The organism is Streptomyces sp. NPDC017936 (assembly GCF_044328485.1).
Lineage (GTDB): Bacteria > Actinomycetota > Actinomycetes > Streptomycetales > Streptomycetaceae > Streptomyces.
The window spans coordinates 573,689-598,025 of the sequence record NZ_JBIRHK010000001.1; the positions used below are offsets into that span (position 1 = coordinate 573,689).

The window sequence follows — 24,337 nt, forward strand, 5'->3', positions numbered from 1 at the left end:
CCCCGGAAAATGGACGAACCGCTGAAACACGGTCAAAGTAACCCGTGACGGGCGGCTGTGCAGGGTGGGGTTCGGCCGGGTGCCGGAGCGGGGTGACGCGATCAGCGGACGCCCGGGCGGCGGTGCGGGGGCTGCCCGGGGGTCGGGCGGTCGGGCGCCGGCGGCACGGTGCGCACGGCCGGGCCGTCGCCGTTGAGCGTCAGCGGCGTGCCGTGGTGGCGGATCGTCAGGGCCGGACCGGACAGCAGGGTGTACGTGGCCTTGTCGGGTCCGATCTCCACGTGCAGCCGGCGGCCGAGGAACTGGACGGAGAAGGCGAGACGGCTGAACTTCTCCGGCAGGCGGGGGGCGAAGCTCAGGCCGTCGCCGTCGCGGCGCAGTCCGCCGAACCCGGCGACCAGGGCCGTCCAGGCGCCGGCGAGGGAGGCGATGTGCAGTCCGTCGCGGGTGTTGTGCTCCAGGTCCGCCAGGTCCATCAGGGCGGCCTCGGCCGTGTAGTCGTAGGCCAGGTCCAGATGGCCGGCCCGGGCGGCGACGACGGCCTGGCAGCACGCCGACAGGGAGGAGTCGCGGACGGTCAGCGGCTCGTAGTAGGCGAAGTTGCGGGCGATCTGCTCCTCGTCGAAGAAGCCGTCGCAGGTGTACATCGCCAGCACCAGGTCGGCCTGCTTGACGACCTGCTTGCGGTACAGGTCGAAGTAGGGGAAGTGCAGCATCAGCGGGTACTGGTCGGGGCGGGTGCCGGCGAAGTCCCAGCGCTGGTAGCGGGTGAAGCCCGCGTGCTGTTCGTGGACGCCCAGGTCGTCGTTGTAGGGGATGTACACGGCGTGGGCCGCGTCCCGCCAGGCCGCGCTCTCCTCCGCGTCGACGCCGAGCGCGGCGGCCTCCTCCGGGTGGCGTTCGACGACGTCGGCGGCGGCGAGCAGGTTCGCCCGGGCCATGAGGTTGGTGTACGTGTTGTCGTCGGAGACCGCGCTGTACTCGTCGGGCCCGGTGACACCGTCGATGTGGAAGGCGCCGTGCGCGTCGTGGTGGCCGAGCGAGCGCCACAGGCGGGCCGTCTCCACCAGCAGCTCCACGCCCGTGTCCCGCTCGAAGGCGATGTCGCCGGTGGCCGCCACGTACCGGACGACGGCGTCGGCTATGTCGGCGTTGACGTGGAAGGCGGCGGTGCCGGCCGGCCAGTAGGCCGAGCCCTCCGAGCCCTCGATGGTGCGCCAGGGGAACGCGGCCCCGCGCAGGCCGAGTTGGGCGGCGCGTTCGCGGGCGGCGGGCAGGGTGTCCTGCCGCCAGCGCAGCGCCTCGGAGACGGCCTCGGGCGCCGTGTAGGTGAGCAGGGGCAGCACGAAGGTCTCGGTGTCCCAGAAGGCGTGGCCGTCGTAGCCGGAGCCGGTCAGCCCCTTGGCGGGGATGGCGCGCTGCTCGGCGCGGGCGCCGGCCTGCAGGACGTGGAAGAGGGCGAACCGGACGGCCTGCTGGATCTCCTCGTCGCCGTCGACCTCGACGTCGGCGCGCGCCCAGAAGTCGTCGAGGTAGGCCCGCTGCTCGTCGAGGAGGCCCTGCCAGCCGCTGTGGCCGGCGGCCGCGAGGGCCGCCTCCACCTGGTCGCTCATCGCGGGCCGGGAACGGTTGCCGGACCAGCCGTGCGCGACGAGCTTCTCCACGCGCAGGGTCTCGCCCGGCTCCAGCACGGAGGTGATGGTCAGCCGGGACACGTCCACGTTGCTCTCGCTGCTGACGGTGGTGCGTTCGGGGCCGCTGACCTCGTGGTCGGCGGCGACGGCGACGCGCAGGCCGCTGCGCTTCGTGCGGTGCACCAAGCGCAGGCGCCGGCCGACGGCGGTGTCCTCCTCCGGCTCCAGCGGCGACTTCAGCACGCGGGCCGCGCGCGGGTCGCCGTCCGGGTCGGGCAGGCTCTCGTTGGCGACGAGCTCCGACTGGATGACGACGCGCGAACGGCTGCCGACGGCCTCCACCTCGTAGGCGACGGCGGCGATGGCCCGCTGGGTGAGGGAGACCAGCCGGGTCGAGCGGACCCGGACCGTCGTGCCGGCCGGAGAGGTCCACTCGCAGGTCCGCTCCAGCACGCCCCGGCGCAGGTCCAGGACGCGTTCGTGGGAGCGCAGGCGCCCGTAGCGCAGGTCGAACGGCTCGTCGTCGACCAGCAGCCGCAGGACCTTGCCGTTGGTGACGTTGATGACGGTCTGTCCGGACTCCGGGTAGCCGTAGCCCGCCTCGGCGTACGGCAGCGGGTGCAGTTCGTGGACGCCGTTGAGGTACGAGCCGGGCAGGCCGTGGGGTTCGCCCTCGTCGAGGTTGCCGCGCCAGCCGACGTGCCCGTTGGACAGGGCGAACACCGACTCGCTCTGGGCGAGGACGTCGAGGTCGAGGTGCGTCTCGCGCACGCACCACGGTTCGACGGTGTAGGACCGGTCGGTGATCAAGCGCGTTCCCCCAGTTCGGCCAGGTCCTTCACGACGACGTCCGCGCCGTGCGCGTACAGGGCGTCGGTCTGCCCCACCCGGTCGACGCCCACGACGTATCCGAAGTGCCCGGCGCGGCCCGCGTCCATGCCGGCCAGGGCGTCCTCGAAGACGGCGGCCCGGGACGGCTCGACGCCGAGGTCGCGGGCGGCGGCGAGGAAGGTGTCGGGGCGCGGCTTGCCCGGCAGCCCGCGCTCGGCGGCGACCACGCCGTCGATCCGCACCTCGAAGAGGTCCTCGGCGTCGATGGAACGCAGCACGTCACGGGTGTTGGCGCTGGAGGAGACGATCGCCGTGCGCAGCCCGCGCGCGCGGACGGCCCCGAGGTAGCGCAGGGTGCCCTCGTAGGGTTCGACGCCGTCGGTGCGGATCTTCGCCAGGAGCAGCTCGTTCTTGCGGTTGCCGAGGCCGTGCACGGTCCGCGCGTCCGGTGGGTCGCCCGGATCCCCCTCGGGCAGGTGGATGCCCCGGGAGGCGAGGAAGGTGCGCACCCCGTCGGCGCGGGGGCGTCCGTCGACGTACTCGTCGTAGTCGCCGGCGCTGTCGAACGGCCGGAAGCCCTCGCCGTCGCGCTCGCGCAGGAACGCGTCGAACGTCTCCTTCCAGGCCGCCGCGTGCACCACGGCCGTCCGGGTGACGACCCCGTCGAGGTCGAAGAGGCAGGCCTGGATGGTGTCCGGGAGACCGAGCGTCGTCGTCATACCCCTTCCGTTCCCCCGAGCGGGCGTGCCCATGGAGTGGCGCGCGCCACATCGGCACGACCGGCGGTGGCCCGGGACGGTCAGTCGTGCGGGAACGAGTGGTGCTCGTGGGCGATCACCCACCGGCCGCGCCGCTTGCGCAGGCCGAACGTCAGCCGCAGCCGCAGGGCGGGCCGCTCGGCCAGCTCCTCGGGTGTGCCGCAGCGCAGCAGGGCGTGGGCGTAGGCCACCTCGGGTCCGGCGGCGACGTCGAGGGTGTCGATCTCGAACAGGGCGCCCTGCGCCTGCCACGCGAAGAACGGCGGCCAGATCGCCCGGTAGGCGGCCAGGCCGCGCAGGCCGTCGTGCGGCGGTGTGACGTGGTACAGGAGGAGGTCCTCGGCGTGGTCGGCGAGGACCGCCTCCAGGTCGCCGCGGTGCACGGCGTGGGCCCAGCGCGTGATCAGGGCGCGGATGCGCGTCTCGTCCTCGGACACCGTCTCCTCCTTCCCGCCTCCCGGGTTCCCCTCCGGCCTGCGACAATCTGCCGTGTGCTCACCTTCGACGACCTGCTCCGGCGTGCGCGTTCCCTCGTCGCGGACGGCCGGCGCGCGCTCCTCGGCATCGCCGGCGGCCCCGGTTCCGGCAAGACGACCCTCGCCGAGCACCTCGTGCGGGAACTGAACGGCGCCGACGACCCCTGGGCGGCGCACGTCCCGATGGACGGCTTCCACCTCGCCGACGCCGAGCTCGACCGGCTCGGCCGCCGCGACCGCAAGGGCGCGCCCGACACCTTCGACGCGGCCGGGTACGCGGCCCTGCTGCGCCGGCTGCGGGAGGGGACGGACGGCGAGGACATCGTGTACGCGCCCGGCTTCGAACGGGTCCTGGAGCAGCCGCTCGCGGGCGCCGTCCCCGTGCCGCCGACGGCCCGGCTGGTCGTCACGGAGGGCAACTACCTGCTCCTCGGCACGGGCGCGTGGGCGCGGGTGCGGGCCGCGCTGGACGAGGTCTGGTTCTGCGAGACCGACGAGGCCGAGCGGATCCGCCGGCTGGTCTCCCGGCACGAGGAGTTCGGCAAGGGGCACGAGGAGGCGGTGGCCTGGGTGCTGGGCACGGACCAGCGCAACGCCGACCTGGTCGCGACGACGCGCGAGCGCGCCGACCTGGTGGTCCGGGAGGTCGTAGGGTGGCCGCATGGGGCTGGACATCACCGTACTGGGCTTGGACTGGGCGGAGTTGGAACGGACTCCGGCGGCTGAGCGGCAGGACCTGCTGTACGAGGCGGCCTGCCCGGAGGACGCCGACCCGTACGCGGAACCCGGTACGGGCTGGGTGCTCCCCGCCTCGCCGAAGGTGCCGTGGAGCGGCCGCTACGCGTTCCACAGCACCACCGGCTCCTACAAACCGCACTTCTGGGCGGCGGAAGGCTGGGACACCGCACGGGAGTTCGCCGAACCCGCGCTGCGGGAGTCCCTGGACGGCTTCCTCCTCCACCTGCTCGGCGAAGGAAGCGACCCTCCGGAGGCGGGGCTGTTCCCGTCGGACGCCACGCCCTGGACGCCGAACCTGCTGCTCGCCTGTCCGCCCTCCCTCGTGCCCGGCGTCGCCGCCCACTGGGCCCGCGCCGCGCCCCTGCTCGAGGGCCTCCACGAGGAGTACGACCGGCACGCGGCGCGCCCCGGTGGCTGGATCGCGGACTTCGACGCCTTCGCGGTGCTGCTGCGCGAATGGGCCGTGGTCGTCGACGGGGCGGCACGGCGCGGCTGGGGCCTGCTCGGGCTGCCCGTCTGAGCCCGGCCCACCCGCGCGACCCCGTTGCCGGCGGGCTCGGTCGGCGTCCTCGCCATGACGGACGGAATCGTGTGGCCGGCCGGCCTCGAGGGCTGGATGTCCAGCGTCGTGTTCGCGCGCGGCGTCTCGCCGCGGGAGCCGGCCGTACGCAGGGGAGGCGCCCCGGACGGGGCGGCGGGACCGGTCACGGACGCCGAGGTGCGGCGGCTCGGGGTCACGGAGTACCGGTCCGCCCCCGACGGGAAGACGTACCTCCCGCCGGAGGACGAGGACTTCCGGACCGGTCGCCGTCGCGGTCTCGGAGTCGTCGAGCGGCGGTCCGGGCTGTCCCTCTCCCCCGCCGTCCTGGACGGGGCCCGGCTGCCCGCGCACGCGGTGCGCGGCACCCCGCGGATGCCCCTCGACGGCCGGCCCCCGACGGCGGGCCGGCCGGGGTCAGGCCCCGCGCAGCGTCAGCCGCGGCTCGCCGTGCGCGTCGTCGTCACCGAGCACGGCGGTGAAGGCGGCCGTCCGTACGGTCAGCCCCTCCTCGCCGTGCCCGACGGACACCGTGAGCGGCTCCCGCGAGCCGTACCGCACCGCGAACACGTGCAGGTCGTCCGGGGCGTCCGGGACCGGGCCGGCCTCCAGGGCCGTGGAGCTGACCAGGTGCTTCCAGCCCTCGTCGGGGTCGCCGTAGCCGCGCGGGTCGGCGGCGAGGACGAAGGCGGCCTGTTCCTGGGTGACCTCGGCGCGGGCGTCGAAGTGGTCCGGTCCCTGCGCGTCGGGGTGGGTCAGCCGCAGGGTTCCGGCGGAGACGACCGCTCCCCGGGCGGTGCGCCGCACCCGGTCGCCGTCGTCCTCGGCGTACGGCAGGCCGGCCAGCAGGTACGGCGTGCCGTCGAGGCGCTCGACGGCCACCGTCGTCCACAGGCTCGTGCCGTCGGTGACGTACAGGGAGCGCACGTGCCGCAGGACGTGGTCGCGTCCGACGACCGGCTTGGTGACCAGCTTGGCGGTCAGGCCGTCGGCGCGGACGTCGCGGACCCGGACCGCGCCCATGGGCCGGCACAGCAGGAAGCCGTCGGCGACCGGTCCGAAGCCGTGCTGGCGGCCGACGGCGGCCGGCAGGTAGTAGGTGCCGCCCGCCTCGACCAGCGCCGGGGTCATCCGGTCGTCGAAGGCCACCGACACGGCGCCCGCGCGCAGTTGGTGGCGCCGGAAGGACGGGGAGGGCGTGCGCTGCCAGCGGGTGGTGTCCTGGATCTGCCACACCAGCATCCACGCGAAGTGGCCGTCGACCCCGCCGTCGGCCTTGACGGCGTACCGGCCCCACCGGGTGTCGCCGCGGTAGCGGCCGAGGTCGGAGCCGATGCGCCGGCTGAAGTAGCGCAGTCCCAGGACCGATTCGAAGCCGGAGTGCTGTTCGCTGTAGCGGGGCCCGCCGTTGTCGAAGCCGCCGCCCGTCAGCCGGGCGTCGATGTACCGGGCGAGGGCGTCGCCGTCCTGCGCGAAGACCTCCTCGCCGCTGACCCGGTGGGCCTGGGCGAGGAACGACAGGGAGATCGGGCCGTAGTTGTTGTCGTAGGCGCCGCCGTGCTCGGGGGGCAGGAGGGCTCCGCGGTCGCGGACGCGGCGGGCGCGGATCTCCTCGGTGTAGAGGGCCAGCGCCCGGGCGCGGACCGGTTCCGCGTCCCGCGGCGGAAGGTGGCGGGCCAGCATCAGACCGCCCACCACACAGCCGAGGGCCTGGTTGCCGGCCTCCTGCGGGTTGAAGAAGGTGGCCTCGGTGAGCCAGCGCCAGTAGCCGCGCGCCACCTCCAGCAGTTCCGCGCGCTGCTCCTCGTCGACCAGGCCGTCGGCCGTGTCGAGGAGGTCGACGGCCTGCAGCAGCGCCCACACCGTGCTCGGCCAGTCGCCGATGGGGTGCGCGCCGGCCTCCAGGACGTAACGGGCGTACGGCAGGCCCGAGTCGCGCACCCTGAGGTTGGGGTAGCCGGGGTTGTCCTCCCGGTAGACGCGTTCGCGCAGGTGGAAGGCGAGGCTGCGGCGGACGGCCGCCGGCAGGCGCGGGTCGCCGGTGCGCTGCCAGGCCAGGGCCAGCAGCGAGGTGACGCCCAGGGAGGTGTCGCCGATGTCGTCGGTGCAGTCGGGGTGTTCGAGGCTGCCGTCCGGCGTGAGGCGGGCCAGGGCCTGCCCGGTGACGTCGGCGAGGACGGCGTCGTAGGCCTCCGGGGTGTCCGGCAGGTCGTGCAGCGGGCCGCGCTGGTGGAGGAGGTGCACCCGGGTCAGCCCTTCATGCCGGAGGTCGCCATGCCCTCGACCAGGCGCTTCTGGAAGATCAGGAAGCAGATCAGGGTGGGCGCGAGGGCGATCGTCGACATGGCGAACATCGCGCCGTAGGAGGAGCCGCTGGTCTGGTCCATGAACAGGGTCAGGCCGAGGGGGACGGTGAACTTGTCGTTCTGCTGGAGGTAGACGAGCTGGTGGAGGAAGTCGTCGTAGGTCCAGATGAAGGTGAAGATCGTGGTGGTGATCAGGGCCGGCTTCATCAGCGGCAGGATGATCTTCCAGTAGATCTGCCAGGGGTTGGCGCCGTCCATCATGGCCGCCTGGTCCAGTTCGCGCGGGATGGAGCGGATGAACTGGACCATCAGGAAGATGAAGAAGGCGTCCACCGCGAGGAACTTCGGCACGATCAGCGGCAGGTAGGTGTTGATCCAGGTCAGGTTGTAGAAGATCGTGTACTGCGGGATCAGCACCGCCTGGGTGGGCAGCATCAGCGTGCCGAGCATCAGGCCGAACCAGATCTTCTTGCCGCGGAACTCGAGGCGCGCGAAGGCGTAGGCGGCCAGCGAGCAGGAGATCACGTTGCCGATCACCGCGCCGATCGTGACGATCAGCGAGTTGGTGAGGTAGAGCGAGAAGGAGTTGCCCGAGCCGCTCCAGCCGTCCGCGTAGTTCCGCGGGTTCAGCTCGTCCGGGATCAGTCCGGGGTGGGTGAAGATCTCGGTGTCGGGCTTCAGGGAGCTGCTGAGCATCCACAGCAGCGGGTACAGCATGACGATCGCCACGCCGATGAGGACGGTGTGGAGGAAGATCCGGCGGGTGCCGGTCGCCGAGCGGAGCCTGCGCAGCGGCGACGCGTTCGGGGTGGTGGCGGACATCGAAGTTCCCTCGATCAGTCGTCGTAGTGGACCCAGTAGCGGCCGGCGACGAAGTTGACCGCCGTGAAGCCCGCGATGACCAGGAACAGCACCCAGGCCAGCGCCGAGGCGTACCCCATCTGAAGGTCGGTGAAGCCCTTCTTGTACAGGTACAGGGAGTAGAGCATCGTCGAGTTGAGCGGTCCGCCGGATCCGTTGCTGATCACGTAGGCGGGGGTGAACGTCTTGAACGCGTCGATGATCTGCAGGACGACGTTGAAGAAGACGATCGGGGTCAGCAGCGGCAGGGTGATCCTGAAGAAGCGGGTGACGGGGGTGGCGCCGTCGATCGCGGCCGCCTCGTAGACGTCCTTCGGCAGTTGCTTCAGGCCGGCCAGGAAGATCACCATCGGGGTGCCGAACTGCCACACGGCCAGCAGGATCAGGGTGTACAGCGCGGTGTCGGGGCTGGAGATCCAGTCCTGGCCCTCGATGCCGAACCAGCCGAGGAAGTCGTTGAACAGGCCGTCGCCGCCGAAGAGCCGGCGCCAGACGATGGCGACGGCCACGGCCCCGCCGAGCAGCGAGGGCAGGTAGAAGGCGGCCCGGTACAGGCCGATGCCCTTGAGGTCCCGGTTGAGGAGCATCGCCACGCCGAGGGCGAGGGCGAGCTTCAGCGGGACGGAGACGACGACGTACAGGAGCGTGGCGTGCACCGTGTCCCAGAAGACCGGGTCGTCGTCGAACATCCGCTCGTAGTTCTCGGTGCCGACCCACTGCGCCGGGGTGAGCAGGTCGAAGTCCGTGAACGACAGGTACAGCGAGTCGAGCATCGGGTAGATCGTCAGCCCGAACAGGCCGGCGAACCAGGGGGCCAGGAAGAGGTACGGCCACCATCCCCCGCCCCGCCGCCGGGCGAGGCGGCGGCGCATGCGGTCGCGCTCCCGCCGGTCGGGCGGGGTCGCCGGAGCCGGCTGCTCCTTCGCGGCCTCGCCGGTCTTCGCGGTGGTCATGCTCATCTCCCTGGCTCTCCCCGGTGCTCGTGCCTACGCCGCCGCTACGCGGACAGAATCCCTGCCGCCTGGTCGAAGAACTCGCCGAGCTGCGCCTTGATGGACTTCTTGCCGAAGGCGACGGCGAGGTTCGACTGGAACAGCAGGTCCCAGATCTGGTCGGCGCCCTGCGGCGGGGGCACCGGGTTGGGCAGCGCGTCGGTGGCCTTCGCGACGCGCTGGGAGATGTAGTCGGCGTTCGCCATGTTGAGCTTGTCCGTCTCGGACAGGCCGGAGGCGATCAGGGTGCGGGCCTTCTCCGTCGGCGGGATGCCGCGCAGCAGCTGCATGTCCCTGATCGCGGTCTCGTTCTGCGCGAAGAACGACATGATCTTTACCGAGTCGGCGACCCGCTTGCTCTTCTTCGTGGCGCTCAGCAGCACGCCGCCGTTGACGAAGTTGCCCTCGCGGGCGCCGGACCAGTCGCCCTGCGGGGTCGGCAGGAAGTCCAGCTGCGCGTCGGTGATCGAGCCGCCCGCGCCGTAGACGCCGGAGTCGAAGGTGAACAGGGCCTTGCCGATGACGACCGCGTTCTTGGTGAGGTCGTTGTGCGCGGCCGAGGTGACCGCCGGCGGGCCGGAGGCGTTGGTCTTGCGCATCTCGGCCCAGTACTCCCACCACTCCTGGAGGGTGTCGGAGGTGAAGCCGAGCTTCTTGCCGTCCTCGGAGAAGAAGCTCTGCCCCTTCTCGCGGGCGAAGATCTCGAAGCACTGGAGGGTGGAGCCGCCGCCGTCGTCGACGCCGTGGATCTTGCCGCCGCTCTTCTTGTACACGTCCTGGGCGATCTTCTTCAGGTCGGTCCAGGTCCACTCGCGGTCCGGCAGCTTCAGGCCCAGGTCCTCCAGGCCGCTGCGGTTGACGGTGAGCTGGTTGACGCCGATGCCGGAGGGAACGCCGTAGAGCTTGCCGTCGACCGTGCCGTTCGCCAGGAGCGTCTTGGAGAAGCCGGTGAGGTCGAGGCCCTTGCCGACGTAGGAGTCGAGCGGGGCGAGGACGCTCTTGCGGGCGTACTGGGCGACCAGCGCGGTGTCCATCTGCATCAGGTCGGGGGCGCTGCCGCCGGCGACGTTGGTGTTGAACTTGTCGAAGTACCCGTCGTACCCCTGGTAGGTCTGCTGGATCTCGACCTCGGGGTGGTCCTTCCGGAAGGTGGCGAGCGCTTTCTTGTAAGCCGCGTGGCGCTCGTCGCTGCCCCACCAGATCATGGTCAGCTTGCTGTTGGTGCTGCCGGCGCCGGTACCGCCGGAGCACGCGGTGAGCGCACTGCCGAGCGCGCCGGCGGCGGCGAGTCCGCCGGCCGTGCGGAAGAGGGTTCTGCGTGAGATCCGGTGACCCACCGGGTCCTCCCTGAGGTGCGTGACGGATTTCCGGGCCGGTCGCCGCGGCACGGGTGCATGGTGCGGGGAAGGGCGCTCTCCGCCCGGCACGGCCTCGCCCGGCCGCGCCGCTGCCGCGGGTGCGTTCCCCGGCCCCCTGGGCCGTCGCCGCGCGAGCACGCCCTCGCGCGGCTGCCGTGCGTCGTGGCGCACAGGCGGGACGCTCACCCCGAGCCGGTGTCCCGACCGGCTTAGAAAGCGCTTGTCCGGACATTGGCAGACCGAGTCGGAGGCCGTCAATCCTCGGACCGCGCGGCCTCGGTCACGGTTTGGACTCCCCGGGCGACCGCGAGCCGCGCGGCGCCGGCGACGGTGCCGGTGTCGCCGACCGTGCTGCTGACCACCTCGGTGGGCCAGCTCAGCCGGGCCAGCTCCGCCCGCACGCCCGGCAGGAGCTGGGGGTCCGCGCCGGTGCTGCCGCCCAGCACGATCAGGCCCGGGTCCAGCACGGCGGCCACGGCGGCGGCGAGGCGGCCCACGTCCACGGCGTGCCGGCCGACGACGGCGCGGGCCGCGGCCCGGCCCTGGCCGGAGAGGGCGAAGAGCCGCTCGGTGGTGCGGGGGCAGGGGCCGTCCGCCGCTCCCCAGGCCTCCCTGGCCCGGCGCAGGAGCGAACGGGCGCCGATGTACTCCTCCAGGGCCTCCCGGCGCGGCTCACGGCCGTCGTCCCAGGGGTAGGGCAGCCGGGCCAGCTCCCCGGCGGCGCCGTTCGCCCCCCGCAGCACCTGGCCGCCGACGACGATCCCGAGGCCGATGCCGACGCCGATCCGCAGGTAGCCGAAGCTGTGGCGCCCCCGGGCGGCCCCCTCGTGCAGCTCCGCGAGCGCGGCGCAGTTGACGTTGTTCTCGAGGTGGACCGGCACCCCGGCCGGCAGGGCGACGGCCATGGCGTCGAAGACGGGCCCCGCCTTGGCGGTCGCGGGCCGCACGCGGGCCGCCACGTCACCGACGGCGACCACGATGGAGCGCAGCGGGACACCGCCGGGCAGCGCGCGCAGCGCCTCGCGCACGGCGTCGGCGGCGCCCTTCCGGGACCCGGTGGTCTCGGCGAGCAGGGTGCCGTCCAGGGCGCAGCCGCGGACCCGGGTGAGGGCGGGGCCGAGGTCGACGGCGACGACCGCTCCGGCGGCCGGCCCGAGCCGGTAGACGGCGGCGTTGCGTCCCGTGCCGCTGGAGGCGGTGCCGGAGTGGGCGGCGAGCCCGGCGCCCTCCAGTTCCGCGACGGCGGAGGACACCGTCGGTTTGGACAGGCCCGCCAGGCTCGCGAGCTGCGGCCGGGTCGCGCTGCCCGCCCCGGCCAGCACGGCGAACACCGCGCTCGCGCTCTCGGTCAGGCGGGGGGCTCTTGCCACATCGTGTTCCACGCTTGCCCCACTCAGGTCACGGGCCGCTCGCGGATCGCGGCGGCGGGATGCACGGTCACGCGTCCCAGCCCGGGCGCGTGAACTCTTGACGCACTGTACTTCGTTAGTTAACTTCCTAACGAACCTCACGGTACTCGCCTGCCGTGCTCCGCCAGAAGCCCGTCCCGGGGCTTCCCTGACCTCCGACTCCCGTTCCCCCAGGCACGGTTCGCCCGCCGTCGCAGCCCAGTGCACCGACGAAAGAGGCTCCGTGCAGGACCCTTGCTCTCTCGTGGTCGGCACGAAGACGCACCTCCGCGCGCTCGCGGGGGGCGTCGTCGTCGCCGAGGCGCTTCCGGCGGGCGCGCGCCCGTCCGCCGTGGCCGTCGGCGGCCACGGCTGCGAGACCCCGCGCCAGTGCGCGCAGATCAGCACCGCGCTCCGACTGCACTTCGACGCGCCCGCGCGGGTCGTGGGCGACGCCGAACTCCTCCTGCCCGCCGCCGGCCTGGTCCGGGAGGCGGCGAGAGCGGTGTGGGCGGCGCACGACCGCGGCGACGCCCCCGACGTCCTCGCCCGCGGACTCGTCGCTGCGCTGGGCGTCGTCGAGGTGCCGGCCATCGGCGCGGCCCTGGAGCGGGTCTCGGACCTCTCCGCGGAGGGGGGCCGGCACGCCCCCGTCGTCTTCACCGCCGCCGAGGGCTCCCCGCTCGCCCGGACCGTGATCACCCGGGCCGGCCGGGCACCGGCCGCGCTCATCACCCGACTGGCCGCCCGCGGGGCCGAGGTCGACGACGTGGTGGTGGCGGGCGGCACGCTCCTCGCCCAATCCACCCCGTACGAGGCCTTCACCACCGCCCTGACCGACACGGCCCCCGGTTCCCGCCCCCACCCCCTCCGGATCCCACCGGTCACAGGCGCGGTCACCCTGGCCAGGACCCTGCGGTGAAGCCCCCCGCACCCAAGAGACGGCGGGAGCAGCCCGGACGACGCGCCGCAGCCAAAACGCCGCCGCACCCGCAAGACAACAGAAGCGGACCGGCCGACACGGCGCAGCCACCACGCACCACGCACCCGCACCCGCACCCGCACCCGCGGGACGACGGGAGCGGACCGGCCGACACGGCGCAACCACCACGCCGCCGCACCCGCGAGACGGCGGGAGCGGGTCGTGGCGGTGCGGCTGGAGCCCGTCGCTCAGCTCGTCACAGCCACCGCCGACCGTGGCAGCAAGCAGCAGTACGCCCAACGCGCGACGGGCTCGCCGCACCGCCACGCCCCCCCCCCGGGGGGGGGCCCCCCCCCCCCCCCCCCGACCCCGACCCACCCCCCACCCGCAGGCACCCACCCGCAAGCGTGACGGCCCCCCGACCACAGCCGCGACACCCCGTTCACCCGCAGGACACCCCAAGGTCGCCGCCCCCTGCCCAACGGGACACCACCCGCCCGTAGATCTTCGCTCGTCCCCCTCCCCTCTCCCCCTCCCCTCCCCTCTCCCCCTCCCCTCTCCCCTCCCCCACTCCCGGCCACACGGCCGAAGACCCAGAAGAACTCAAGAGAGGCACACCCATGCCGTCACCCGCCGGCCACCCCACCCCCTCGGCCGCGAAAGCGAACGCGAACGCGAGCGTGAACAGAAGGGGCTTCCTCAGGACCTCCCTGGGCGGCTCCGCCGCACTGGTGGCCGCCCCGACCCTCGTCTCCTGGCTGGGCGCAACCGACGCCAAGGCAGCGACGACCACGACGACCACGACGACCGCGACGACCGCGACGACCGCCGCCGCGTTCGTCGACGACTACCGGACGAACGTCCTGACGAACCTCACGCCCGAGACCAACGCCGTGGTGCGCGTCCTCGGCGGCATGGCCGAGGTCTGGAAGACCGGCTCCGCCTGGGACACCGGCACCCCGCTGCGCCCCGAGGTGCTGCGCGCCAACATGCGCTACTGCGCCCGCGTCACCTCCGCCCGCACCGAGGCGCAGGCCAGGGAGGCGTTCGTCCACGACCGCCAGCACCAGAGCTACGCGATGATCGCCGCCCTGGGCCCGCTCGCCGACCTCTACAAGGCGGGCGCCAAGGCGGTCACGTCGATCACCTCCGCCCCCGACACGACGCCCCCGACCACGATCAGCGATGCCGTGCCCGCCGGCGCCCCGGCCGGCTCCGCGGTCGGCGCGGGCTCGTACGCCTCGGACCTCGGGCGGGTCGCCGAGCTGGTCGACACCGTGCGCGGCCCGTTCGCCTCCGGCAACCCCGGCAAGTACGCCTTCCAGTATCCGCGTCCGTGGCGGATGAACGAGGACAGCGAGGTCGTCGACACCGGGAGGACCGACGCGCTCGGCTACCCGGTGTACGACTCGGAGGTGGTCGTCGTCACGCAACTGCTGCGCCAGCGCAGCACCTCCCCGGCGGACGACGGCGGCTTCCCCAGCGGGCACACGAACGCCTTCCACCTGGCGGCCCTGGCGTTCGCGTACGCGGTGCCGGAGCGGTTCCAGGAGCTGGTGACCCGGGCGTTCGAGCTGAGCCACACCCGGATCGTCTCCGGCATGCACTCCACCGTGGACGTCGTGGGCGGCCGCGTCATGGCCACCGCCCTCGCGGCGGCGGCGCTGGCCGACCCCGCCAACGCCGAGCTGAAGGGGGCGGCGCGAGCGCAGGCCCTGGCGTACTTCACGGACCGGACGGGCACGACGCCCGACGGCTTGTTCGCGTACGCCCACTCCGACGCGCGGGACCGGTACGCCGACCGGCGCGCCAACGCCCGCGCGGTCGAGCCGCGTCTCACCTACGTGCTCACGCGGGAGGGCCGTGACAGGCCGCTGACCGTGCCGAAGGGCGCGGAGGTGCTGCTGGAGACGCGGCTGCCGTACCTGGACGCGGCCCAGCGCCGCGAGGTGCTGCGCACGACCGCGCTGCCGGCCGGGTACGTCCTGCTGGACGGCTTCGAGCAGTGGGGCCGCCTCAACCTGTTCGCGGCGGCGGACGGTTACGGCTCCTTCGACTCGGACGTGACGGTGGTTCTGGACGCGTCGGCGGGCGGCTTCCACGCGGCGGACGTGTGGCGCAACGACATCGACGGCCGGGGCGGGCTGACCAAGAAGGGCACGGGCACGCTCACGCTGACCGGCCACAACCGGTACACGGGCGGGACGGTCGTGGAGGACGGGACGCTGGTCTCCGCCTCCGCGCACGCCCTGGGACACGGTGACGTACGCGTGCTGGGCGGCGCCGTCCGGATCGAGGAGCCGGTCCAGGTGCACGGCCTGTTCGCGCAGGAGGCCGGCGCCTTGGAGGCGACGCTGCGCGGGGGCCGGCGCCAGGAGGTCCTCACGGTGACGCGACGGGTCGTGCTGGGCGAGGGCAGTGTGCTGTCGCTGCGCCTGGACGAGGAGAGGCCGCCGGCGGCGGGGAGCACCGTCCGGGTGATCGGCGCCCCGGCGCTGCGCGGCAGGTTCGCCCGTGTCGAGCTGCGCTCGGACACGCTGCGGGCCGTACCGGTGTACACGGCGGACGGCCTGTCGGTGCGGCTCCTGAAGCGCTAGCACCGCGGCGGGACGCGGAAGCCGGTGCGCGGCGGGCCCAGGAGCCCGCCCCGCACCGGCTCGCCCGTCCCCTGTCGAAGCCCCGCACGACCACCTGACAATGCCGCACACGCCACCCGCCGGAACCACGCCCCACCCGCCGGAACCACACCCCACCACCGGAACCACCCGCACCGACCCACCACCGAAGCCACCCGCACCACCCCACCGGAGCCTCCCGCACCACCCCACCGGAGCCCACCCCCCATCCGTCCTCACGCCCCCGGCCGTGAACGGACCGTGAGCTATGTTGAGCTTCGTGGGAGACAAAGGAGGAGGACCGGTGCCATCGCCTCAGCAGGCACGCGCACAGGCGACCACGATCACCTCGGGCAAGACCGCTCCGGAGGCGGAGGTGTCCGCGACCTCCCGGCTGCGGGCCCTCTTCGACGGGCCCCATCTGTCCCCGGGGCAGCGGCGCATCGCCCAGTACCTGATCGAGCACCTCACGGAGGCGGCGTTCCTGTCGATCACCGACCTGGCCGACCGCGTCGGCGTCAGCCAGCCCTCGGTGACCCGGTTCGCGGCCGCCGTGGGCTTCAGCGGTTACCCGGCGCTGCGCGAGAAGCTCCAGTCGATCGCGCTCGGCACCCGGACCGGCGGGCCGGCGGCGGCCGAGGTGGACCGGAGCAACGAGCTCCAGGCGGCGGTCGACGCGGAGATCGAGAACCTGGAGAACCTGCGGCGCGACTTCGCCGACCCGGACCAGGTCATCGACGTCGGCCGGCAGCTGTCGGCGTCGACGCCGCTGACCATCGTGGGCCTGCGCATCTCGGCCTCGCTGGCCGAGTACTTCGCCTACGCCGCCCGCCGGATCCATCCGGACGTACGGCTGGTGACGCGGGGCGGCAGCGTCGCCTACGACGCGCTGCTGCAGTCCCGGGAGGCGGGCGGCACCTGGGTGCTGGCGTTCTCGATGCCCCGGCACGCGCAGGAGACGCTCACCGCCGTCCGGGTCGCGCGCAGCGCCGGCCTGAAGGTGGCGCTGGTGACGGATCTGGCGCTGGGGCCGATGGCCGACGAGGCCGACGTCACCTTCGCCACCGGCACCGGTTCCCGGCTGGTCTTCGACTCGTACGCCGCCCCCGGGGTGATGGCCGCCGCGCTGCTGCAGGCCATGACGGACGCGGGCCCCGAGCGCACCCAGGCGCGTCTGGAGGAGTACGAGCAGATAGCCGAGCAGCACCACTTCTTCCTGCGGGAGTGACGCCGCCGATCCCCGACCCCCGCCCACTGCCCCCACCTGCCCCACCGCACAGCCGCACCACCCACCCCCCGAGCGAAAAAGCACAGACGGATCATTGTCGGCATTTCGCGCATGAATGTTTTCATACGCCTTGCAAAGGAGTCGGTATATATAAATACTGCTCACGGCCGCACCCGCCCGCCAAGGGCTCGAGTACGGACACCCGGAGCCGCCGTCCCCTACCCACGTCGGCGCCCCGGGCGTCCGGGGCCTCGCCGGCGCGAGGGCCCACGGCGGCCCCGGTCATCCCCTGGGCCGGGGCCGCCGGGAAACGTCGGACCACCCGTCACGACGCCGCACACCCGGAAGCGATGATCATGCCCCTGACGACGACGCGCATCAGCCCGGACTGGCCGTGCCAGGTCAAGACTCCCGGCACCTACGACTGGGAGCGTTCCGCGGCCAAGTGGCTGCGCGAACTGGTCCCCGCACGCTACGCGAGCTACCCGGCGCTGCTGCGTCATCCCGTGCTGCTCGCCCGCCACGCGCAGATCCAGGTCCAGCACGAGATCCGGGTGGCCCGCACCGCCCTGCAGACCGCGCGCGCCGACCTGCCCCGCCTCGGGATGCCCGAGTCGGTCATCGAGCACACGATCAAGCTGTACGCGGCCGAGGTGCTGCAGCTCCAGCACATCGCCCGCAGCGTCCGCGCGGTGACCGAGGCCCTCGCGGACAACGCCACCGGTCGCTGAACCCCGTCCTCCGTTCCGTGCCCGCTCCGGGCGTCGCGCCGGGCGTCGCGCCGGCCACCGGCGTCCCCGCAAGACCACGCTCGGACCCGCGTCCGTGTGCCATGCTCGTGGCGTGACGAGCGAACCCGCCCGCCCCGCCGAGTCCGGCGTCGTACCCGACATGGCCGCGCTGACCCGGGTCGTGGCGCGCCAGCGCGCCGAGATGGACCGGCTGCAGGACCTGGCGGCCACCTCGGCCGTGCTGGAACGCGCCAAGGGCGCCGTGATGGCGCAGACCGGATGCTCCCCGGACGCCGCCCAGGAGGAGCTGCAGCGGCGGTCGAAACAGGCGCGGCGGACGCTGCTGGAGGAGTGCTGGATCACCCTGGGCAGCCTGGGTCCGCCCGCCGGCGCGGGCCTCGAGCCGCCCCCGGAGGGCTCGGTCGCCGGCGCCGTCGCGCAGGAGCTCCCGGCCCTGCCGGAGGCCGGTGCGGCCGCCCTCGGCCGGCTGGGGCGGGCGCTCGCCCGGGTCGGCGGTCCGCAGGACCTGGCCCGGTGCCTGCTGGACCACCTGGCCCCGGACACCGGCGCCGACGCCGTGCTGCTCTTCGCGCGGCTGCCCGCCGGCGGCCTGGAGCTCGTCGGCCACGCCGGCATCGACGAGACGCTCGCCGGCCAGTGGAGCCGGGTGCCGCCGCTGAGCGGGATCGCCGCGCTGGACGCCCTGGACGCCGGGCAGGCGCGCTGGCTGGAGGACCTCGAGGCGGACCGGAAGCGGTACCTGCTGATCGGGAACCCGCCCGGGCGGTGGCCGAGCCGGGCGTGGCTGCCGGTGCCGGCGCCGGCCGGGGAGCGGACCGGTGTCGTCGTCGGCGTGTTCCGCCGCCGCGCGGACCCGTTCGGCACCGAGGTGCGCCACCACCTGCTGGCCGCCGCCCGGTTGTGCGCCGGACCGCTGCGCATGCTGGACCTCCGTCAGGAGCCCCTCGTCGGGACGGAGTCGGAGGCCGTGCAGACGGTGTTCGACCGGCTGCCGGTCGCCGCCGTCCTGCTCACCCCGCTGCGCGCCGACTCCGGCCCGGTCGAGGACTTCCGCGTCGACGCCGCGACCGGCGCGACCCACGACGCGGCCGGCCGCAGCGGCCGTCACCTGGTGGGCCTGCGCTTCTCGGAGTGCTGGCCCGACCTGACCGGGGAGTCCCTCTGGCAGGGCTGCCTGAACGCGCTCGCCTCCGGACAGCCGTACGAGAGCGAGCCGTTCGCCCGGCAGCAGGTGGTGGCCGGGGTGAGCGAGCTGTCCACCTACTCGGCCCGGGCCGCGCGGCTCGGTGACGGACTGGTCGTCAGCTGGATCCGGCACGACCCCTCGGACCGGCAGCAGCAGCGGCTCGCGGACGTGCAGCGCCTGGGCAACCTGGGCTGGGCGAACTGGAACCTGGTCACCGGTGAGGCGAGCTGGTCCACGCAGGTCTTCAGCATCTTCGACCGCGACCCCGCACTGGGCGCCGTGTCCCTCGCCCGGCTGCCCGGCCTGGCGCTGCCGGAGGACAGGCCGGTGCTGACCCGCGCCGTCGGGGAGCTGATCCGGGACGGACGGCCGTGCGACGTGCCGTTCCGGATCGTGGCCCACGGGGGCGTCCGGCACCTGCGGGCGGTCGCCGAGGCCGTCGCCGACGACCGGGGCAGCCCCGTCGAGGTGCACGGCTTCGTCCAGGACCTGACCGCGCAGCGCAGCGCCGAACTCGCCCTCGTCGCCAGCGAGCGGGCCATCCTCACCCAGCACGGCGTGCTGCAGGCCGAACGCACGGTGGCGGCCCGTCTCCAGGACGCGCTGCTGCCGCTGCCGAAGCAGCCGGTCCGGCTGGCCGGACTGCGCGTCGACATCGCCTACGTGCCCGCGCAGTCGGGGCTCAACGTCGGCGGCGACTGGTTCAGCGCCATCGAACTGCCCGACGGCGACGCCCTGTTCGTGCTGGGCGACGTCGCCGGGCACGGCATGGACGCCGTCGCCGCGATGGCCCTGCTGCGCTTCACCGCCAAGGGCATGATCATCACGGGTTCGTCGCTCACCGGGGCGCTGGCCCGGCTCAACGCCCTGCTGCTGCACTCCCGCGATTCGCACGGCAGCGCCACCATGGTCCTGGCCCGCTACGACCCGCGCGAACGGCGGCTGGTCTGGGCCCAGGCGGGCCACCCGCCGCCGCTGCTGCTGCGCGACGGCGAGGCCCGCTACCTCACCCGGCCCCACGGGATGCTCCTCGGCGCGCACGAGGCCCCGCACTACGAGGAGTCGGAGTTCCGCCTCCGGTCCGGCGACCGGCTGCTGCTGTACACCGACGGTCTGGTCGAGCGGCCCCCGGAGAGCATCGACCGCGGTCTGGAACGGCTCGCCCGCGCCGCCACCGCGGCCGGGCCGGCGCCGCTGGAGCGGCTGCTCGACGCGATGCTGGAGCCGGAGCGGCGGGACGACGTGTGCGTGCTCGACATCCGGGTCCCCGGGGACGGGGCGGCGGAGTAGGCGCACGGCGTCAGCCGGTGCGGGATTCCAGGTCACGCCGGGTGTCGTCGCCGTAGACGCCGGTCTCGTCGCCGCGGATGCCGTACCAGAGCTGGAAGCGGGCCACGGCCTCGGTGAGGACGGTGCCGTAGCGGCCGTCGGTGGGGCCGTCGTCGTAGACGTCCGGGATGCGGCGCAGGCGTTGCTGGAGATCGGCGACCTCGGGCCCGCTGTCGCCCTCGCGGAGGGTTCCGGCGCCGTCGGGGTCGGTGGTGGCGCCGTCGGGGTCGGTGGTGGCGGCGGGCCCGGTGGTCGCCGGTGCGGGGGCGGCGGCGGGCGGGGTGCGGGCGGCCGCCCCGGTGTCACGGCCCGGCAGCAGCAGGGCACAGGCGAAGCCGGCCAGGGCCGCGGTGAGGACGGCGACCGCGGCGACGGCGGCGCGGTGGGGTCCGGCGCCGTGCTCGCGGGGCGGCCTGCGCGGTCGCCCCGGCGGCGTCCGCGCGCCCACCGGCGGGAGTTCCCGGGTGTCCGCCTCGGCGCCGGGCGTGTCGGCGCCGGCACCGGGCGCGCCGGCCCCGGTGCCGGGTGTCGCGTCCGGCAGGCGGACGGCTTCGTAGGGGCCGCCGTCCTGCGCCGTGTCGCGGAACAGCTCCGCGAGCGCGTCGGTGTTGCGCGGCCTGAGCACCCGGACGGGTTCCAGGACCGGGCGCTCGTGCGGTTCTCCGGGTTCGGCCGGTGTCGGCACGCTGGTCTCCCTCCGTCCCGTGTTCCCGGGGAGGGGTACGTGCGCGGGCGCGGCGGCGTTCAGCCGGCGAGGAAGCGGTGCAGGGAACGGGTCGTCGCGGCGACGAAGGCGTCCCGTCCGGCGTCGTCGAGGGCGTCCAGGGACAGGTAGGGGTTGAGGTCCTCCAGCTCCACCAGCAGCAGCTCCCCGCCGGGGGCGCGGCAGGCGTCGACGCGCTGGATGCCGTGCGCGAGGCCGTTCCAGTCGATGAAGCGGCGGGCGAACTCCAGGTCGCGCGGGGTGGCGTCGTACGGCTCCAGCTGCCAGCGGCGGTCGGGGTGCGGGGCGTACAGGGCGTACTGGAAGTCGTGGTCGACGAAGTAGAAGGAGATCTCGTGGGCGAAGTCGACGCAGGGCTGGATCAGGGTGGCTCCGTCGGCCAGGGCCGGCACGGCGTCGGGCGTCACGATCCGCAGGCCCACGGAGTCGGCGCCCCGCTTCGGCTTGACCACGTACCGGTCGGCCCGGGGCAGGCGGTGCAGGTCCTCGGGGCGGTCCACGGTGGGGATGACCGGGAAGCCGGCCGCGCTCAGGTCGAGGAGGTACTGCTTGCCGGCCATGTCGGCGCGGCCCGTGAGCGGGTTGTAGACGCGGGTCCCGGCGCTCAGCGCCCGCTCGCGGAAGGCGTCGTACTCCGCCTGGTAGCCGAGGACGGGGCCGCTGTTGCGGACGACGACGGCGTCGAAGGCGTCCATCAGCGCCGCCGCGTCCCGGGGGTGGCACAGGGCGAGGTCGAAGTCGGCGCGCAGCCGGGAACCGAGCAGGATGTCCTCGTCGCAGTAGCGGCGGCCGCGGGCCTGGTACGCCAGGTCGGTGACGTAGAGGAGGCGGGGGCGGGCGGCGGGCATGCGGGGCTCCTCGGTGCGGGCGGTGCGGGCGGTGCGGGCGGTGCGGTGCGGTGCGGTGCGGTGCGGGCGGTGCGGGCAGCGTACGCGGGCGTGCGGGCGGGCCCCGCGGCGGGTTCCGCCTCCACGGTGCGCCGGTACGCGGAGAACCGGGTCCCGTGCGGCCCGGGCCCGCGGCGGCGGCCGTGGGCGTGGAACCACGCGTCCCGGCCGGGGCCGTACGATGGCAGGACCGTGTCCCTCTTCTCCCGAAGGGCTCCCGCACTCCCGTGACCACCGCCACTCTCCTCGACGGCAAGGCCGCAGCGGCCGACATCAAGAACGAACTCGCTCTCCGTGTCCAGGCGCTGAAGGAGCGCGGTGTCACCCCCGGTCTGGGCACGATCCTCGTCGGCGACGACCCGGGCAGCCGTTCCTACGTGGGCGGCAAGCACCGCGACTGCGCGCAGGTCGGCATCGCCTCGATCCGGGTGGAGCTGCCCGCCGACGCCTCCCAGGCCGACGTGGAGGCCGCGGTGCTGCGGCTGAACGACGACCCGGCGTGCACGGGGTTCATCGTGCAGCTCCCGCTGCCCGCCCACATCGACACCCACGCCGTGCTGGAGCTGATCGACCCGCTGAAGGACGCCGACGGGCTCCACCCGACGAACCTGGGCCGGCTGGTGCTGGGCATACCGGGCCCGCTGCCGTGCACCCCGCGCGGCATCATCGACCTGCTGCGGCGCAACCACGTGCCGATCACCGGGCAGCAGTTCTGCGTCATCGGCTGCGGTGTCACGGTGGGCCGGCCGCTGGGGCTGATGCTGACCCGCAGCACCGAGCACGCCACGGTGACCCTGTGCCACGAGGCCACGCAGGACACGGCCGCGCACGCCCGGGAGGCGGACGTGGTGGTGGCCGCCGCCGGCGTGGCGCACCTGGTCCGGCCCGACTGGATCAAGCCGGGCGCGACCGTCCTCTCCGTGGGCCTGACGCGCACGGTCGAGGGCGTCCTCGGCGACGTGCACCCGGACGTCGGCGACGTCGCCGGGTCGTTCGCGCCGCCGATCGGCGGGGTGGGGCCGATGACCCGGGCCATGCTGCTGACCAACGTGGTCGAGGCCGCCGAGCGGCTCTGACGCCGGTGTGCCCGGCCGGGCAGGCGCCGGGCTGCGCCCGTACCTCGTCGACGGCGCCGACGAGCAGCCGGCCGGGAGGCTCCCTGTCCTGAACCCGGCACGCGGTGGGCACTCGGTTCCCCCACGGGAGGGAACCGAGTGCCATCCGGGTCGCTCAGGTGTTACGTTCCGTGCCATGAGCCCCCGTGACAGCGCCGCGCCCTCCCCCGCGAAACCGCCCATGCGGGACGCCCTGGTGGCGGCGGCCTTCCAGCTGTTCCTGGAGCGGGGCTACGAGCAGACCACCGTCGACGACATCGTGGCCCTCGCGGGCGTCGGACGGCGGTCCTTCTTCCGCTACTTCCCCTCCAAGGAGGACGTGGTCTTCCCCGACCACGAGCGCTGCCTGACCGACATGACCGCCTTCCTCGCCGCGAGCGGGGAGGAGGACGAGCCGGTGCGCCGGGTGTGCGACGCCGCCCGGCTCGTCCTGCTCATGTACGCCGAGAACCCCTCCTTCTCCGTCCAGCGCTACCGCCTCACCAAGCAGGTGCCGGGGCTGCGCGCCTACGAGCTGTCGGTGGTGTGGCGCTACGAGCGCGCGCTCGCGGAGTACCTGCGCGGCCGCTTCGCCGGCCGGCCCGACGGGAACCTGCGGGCCGACGTGGTCGCGGCCGCCGTGGTCGCCGCGCACAACAACGCCCTGCGCTCCTGGCTGCGGTCGGAGGGGCGGGACGACGCGAGCGCGACGGTGGACCACGCCCTGGGGTACGTGCAGTCGGCGTTCGGCGCGCCGCCGGCCGCCTCCCCGGCCCCGGCCCCGGCCGGGGAGACGCCCGAGGACGTGGTCGTGGTGGTGTCCCGCCGGGGGGCGCCCCTGTGGCGGGTGGTGCAGGAGCTCGAGACGACCCTCGGCCGGGCCTGACCCCCGCGAGACGTCCACCGCTTCCCCGCATTTTCGGGGTACGCAGTGCCTTTACGCGTGGCACTGAGTGCCATACCCTGTGGGCGTGCACGGTGGCACGGCGACCGCGCACGGGCGTGCGCGGGTGGCCGCGCACGCGGCATTCCGGCCGAGGGCAGGGAGTTGACCAGCGTGTACCACCACTCAGCGAGCGCCGTGCAGCCGACGACGGGGTCCTCGGCGGGCGTCCTCGACCACCGGGGCGCGGGCGGCGAGGCGATCCACTTCCAGCGCTGCACCTGGTGCGGCACCGCCATGTACCACCGGCTCCTGTGTCCGGTCTGCCAGGGCAGCGACCTGCGCACGGAACGCAGCGAGGGCACCGGCACCGTCCGCCACTCCACGGTGGTGCACCGCAACACGCCCTCCGCGCGCAACGTGTCCCTGATCGAGATGGCCGAGGGCTTCGTGGTGCGCGGCCGGGTCATGGGCCCGCCCATCGGCATCCACAGCGGCGACCGCGTCCGGCTGTCCACGGCCCAGGACCCGGTCCGGGGCGAGCCGGTCTTCCAGCTCGTCGACGAGCCGTACCGGGCCTGGCGCTGACTCCTCGCACCGGCCGTCCCGGGCGTCCACGCCCGGGACGGCGTCACTGATCCGCACCGGTTTCCCGGTCCCGAAGCACCGGAGGGCGGCCGGCCCGACGGCCGGGACGAGCGCGCCGTCGCGTTCGGCGGCGGCGGGGTGACCGGCCGCCCCCGTCCCCGTGCCGCCGAGCAGGGCGTCCGGCATCCGAGTGCCGCCCCTGCCGTGCGCCCCGTCCACGACGGCCACCCGCACCGGAGGCCGCCGCAG

Annotated in this window: 20 protein-coding genes; 10 read left to right on the forward strand and 10 right to left on the reverse strand. The window is 74.0% G+C overall.

Annotated features, from left to right (window positions below):
- Positions 1–101: 101 nt before the first annotated feature.
- From ACH4F6_RS02320 to ACH4F6_RS02330, 3 genes are all read right to left on the reverse strand, one after another.
- Positions 102–2,444 (reverse strand): glycoside hydrolase family 65 protein, encoded by a 2,343-nt coding sequence (locus ACH4F6_RS02320; RefSeq protein WP_397957946.1) that lies wholly within the window; start codon positions 2,442–2,444, stop codon positions 102–104.
- Positions 2,441–3,184, reverse strand: coding sequence for a beta-phosphoglucomutase family hydrolase (locus tag ACH4F6_RS02325; RefSeq protein WP_397957947.1), 744 nt, complete (start codon positions 3,182–3,184; stop codon positions 2,441–2,443). The genes ACH4F6_RS02320 and ACH4F6_RS02325 overlap by 4 nt, the downstream gene beginning before the upstream one ends.
- A gap of 80 nt (positions 3,185–3,264) precedes the next feature.
- Positions 3,265–3,660 (reverse strand): YybH family protein, encoded by a 396-nt coding sequence (locus ACH4F6_RS02330; RefSeq protein ID WP_397957948.1) that lies wholly within the window; start codon positions 3,658–3,660, stop codon positions 3,265–3,267.
- A 54-nt stretch (positions 3,661–3,714) separates the two neighbouring features.
- On the opposite strand from ACH4F6_RS02330, the gene ACH4F6_RS02335 reads away from it, so the two are divergent.
- A complete protein-coding gene (locus ACH4F6_RS02335) occupies positions 3,715–4,425 on the forward strand; it encodes a nucleoside/nucleotide kinase family protein (RefSeq protein WP_397957949.1) in 711 nt (236 codons plus the stop codon).
- Positions 4,361–4,957: a hypothetical protein gene (locus ACH4F6_RS02340; RefSeq protein WP_397957950.1), complete on the forward strand. Its 597-nt coding sequence runs from the start codon at positions 4,361–4,363 to the stop codon at positions 4,955–4,957. Before ACH4F6_RS02335 ends, ACH4F6_RS02340 begins: the two co-directional genes overlap by 65 nt.
- Before the next feature lie 435 nt (positions 4,958–5,392).
- Here ACH4F6_RS02340 and ACH4F6_RS02345 read toward each other — a convergent pair whose 3' ends face one another.
- The 5 genes from ACH4F6_RS02345 to ACH4F6_RS02365 form a co-directional block, all read right to left on the reverse strand.
- Positions 5,393–7,219 (reverse strand): hypothetical protein, encoded by a 1,827-nt coding sequence (locus ACH4F6_RS02345; RefSeq protein ID WP_397957951.1) that lies wholly within the window; start codon positions 7,217–7,219, stop codon positions 5,393–5,395.
- A 5-nt stretch (positions 7,220–7,224) separates the two neighbouring features.
- Complete coding sequence (locus tag ACH4F6_RS02350; RefSeq protein ID WP_397957952.1) at positions 7,225–8,103, reverse strand: carbohydrate ABC transporter permease; 879 nt, start codon at positions 8,101–8,103, stop codon at positions 7,225–7,227.
- A gap of 14 nt (positions 8,104–8,117) precedes the next feature.
- Positions 8,118–9,095: a carbohydrate ABC transporter permease gene (locus ACH4F6_RS02355; RefSeq protein WP_397957953.1), complete on the reverse strand. Its 978-nt coding sequence runs from the start codon at positions 9,093–9,095 to the stop codon at positions 8,118–8,120.
- A gap of 44 nt (positions 9,096–9,139) precedes the next feature.
- Complete coding sequence (locus tag ACH4F6_RS02360; protein WP_397957954.1) at positions 9,140–10,471, reverse strand: ABC transporter substrate-binding protein; 1,332 nt, start codon at positions 10,469–10,471, stop codon at positions 9,140–9,142.
- Between the two features lie 275 nt (positions 10,472–10,746).
- Positions 10,747–11,862 carry an ROK family transcriptional regulator gene (locus ACH4F6_RS02365; protein ID WP_397957955.1) on the reverse strand — a complete coding sequence of 372 codons (1,116 nt, stop codon included), beginning with the start codon at positions 11,860–11,862 and terminating at the stop codon, positions 10,747–10,749.
- A gap of 262 nt (positions 11,863–12,124) precedes the next feature.
- On the opposite strand from ACH4F6_RS02365, the gene ACH4F6_RS02370 reads away from it, so the two are divergent.
- The 5 genes from ACH4F6_RS02370 to ACH4F6_RS02390 all read left to right on the forward strand — a co-directional run bounded on the left by ACH4F6_RS02370 (position 12,125) and on the right by ACH4F6_RS02390 (position 19,873).
- Positions 12,125–12,802: an ATPase gene (locus ACH4F6_RS02370; protein ID WP_397957956.1), complete on the forward strand. Its 678-nt coding sequence runs from the start codon at positions 12,125–12,127 to the stop codon at positions 12,800–12,802.
- Positions 12,803–13,422: 620 nt separating this feature from the next.
- The gene (locus ACH4F6_RS02375) at positions 13,423–15,399 is read left to right on the forward strand and encodes a phosphatase PAP2 family protein (RefSeq protein WP_397957957.1); all 1,977 of its coding nucleotides are present in this window, start codon (positions 13,423–13,425) and stop codon (positions 15,397–15,399) included.
- Between the two features lie 298 nt (positions 15,400–15,697).
- Complete coding sequence (locus tag ACH4F6_RS02380) at positions 15,698–16,645, forward strand: MurR/RpiR family transcriptional regulator (RefSeq protein WP_397957958.1); 948 nt, start codon at positions 15,698–15,700, stop codon at positions 16,643–16,645.
- 350 nt (positions 16,646–16,995) lie between these two features.
- Positions 16,996–17,376 carry a hypothetical protein gene (locus ACH4F6_RS02385; RefSeq protein ID WP_397957959.1) on the forward strand — a complete coding sequence of 127 codons (381 nt, stop codon included), beginning with the start codon at positions 16,996–16,998 and terminating at the stop codon, positions 17,374–17,376.
- Between the two features lie 160 nt (positions 17,377–17,536).
- On the forward strand, positions 17,537–19,873 hold the full coding sequence (locus ACH4F6_RS02390; RefSeq protein ID WP_397958207.1) for a SpoIIE family protein phosphatase: 2,337 nt from the start codon (positions 17,537–17,539) through the stop codon (positions 19,871–19,873).
- Between the two features lie 10 nt (positions 19,874–19,883).
- Here ACH4F6_RS02390 and ACH4F6_RS02395 read toward each other — a convergent pair whose 3' ends face one another.
- Together ACH4F6_RS02395 and ACH4F6_RS02400 are read right to left on the reverse strand one after the other, a co-directional pair.
- A complete protein-coding gene (locus tag ACH4F6_RS02395) occupies positions 19,884–20,597 on the reverse strand; it encodes a peptidoglycan-binding protein (protein ID WP_397957960.1) in 714 nt (237 codons plus the stop codon).
- A gap of 59 nt (positions 20,598–20,656) precedes the next feature.
- A complete protein-coding gene (locus ACH4F6_RS02400) occupies positions 20,657–21,484 on the reverse strand; it encodes a hypothetical protein (protein WP_397957961.1) in 828 nt (275 codons plus the stop codon).
- Positions 21,485–21,750: 266 nt separating this feature from the next.
- Between ACH4F6_RS02400 and ACH4F6_RS02405 the strand changes: the two genes are divergently transcribed.
- The 3 genes from ACH4F6_RS02405 to ACH4F6_RS02415 all read left to right on the forward strand — a co-directional run bounded on the left by ACH4F6_RS02405 (position 21,751) and on the right by ACH4F6_RS02415 (position 24,088).
- Complete coding sequence (locus tag ACH4F6_RS02405; protein ID WP_397957962.1) at positions 21,751–22,599, forward strand: bifunctional methylenetetrahydrofolate dehydrogenase/methenyltetrahydrofolate cyclohydrolase; 849 nt, start codon at positions 21,751–21,753, stop codon at positions 22,597–22,599.
- A 220-nt stretch (positions 22,600–22,819) separates the two neighbouring features.
- The gene (locus ACH4F6_RS02410; protein ID WP_397958208.1) at positions 22,820–23,503 is read left to right on the forward strand and encodes a TetR family transcriptional regulator; all 684 of its coding nucleotides are present in this window, start codon (positions 22,820–22,822) and stop codon (positions 23,501–23,503) included.
- A 171-nt stretch (positions 23,504–23,674) separates the two neighbouring features.
- Complete coding sequence (locus tag ACH4F6_RS02415) at positions 23,675–24,088, forward strand: Zn-ribbon domain-containing OB-fold protein (protein WP_397957963.1); 414 nt, start codon at positions 23,675–23,677, stop codon at positions 24,086–24,088.
- Positions 24,089–24,337 lie beyond the last annotated feature (249 nt).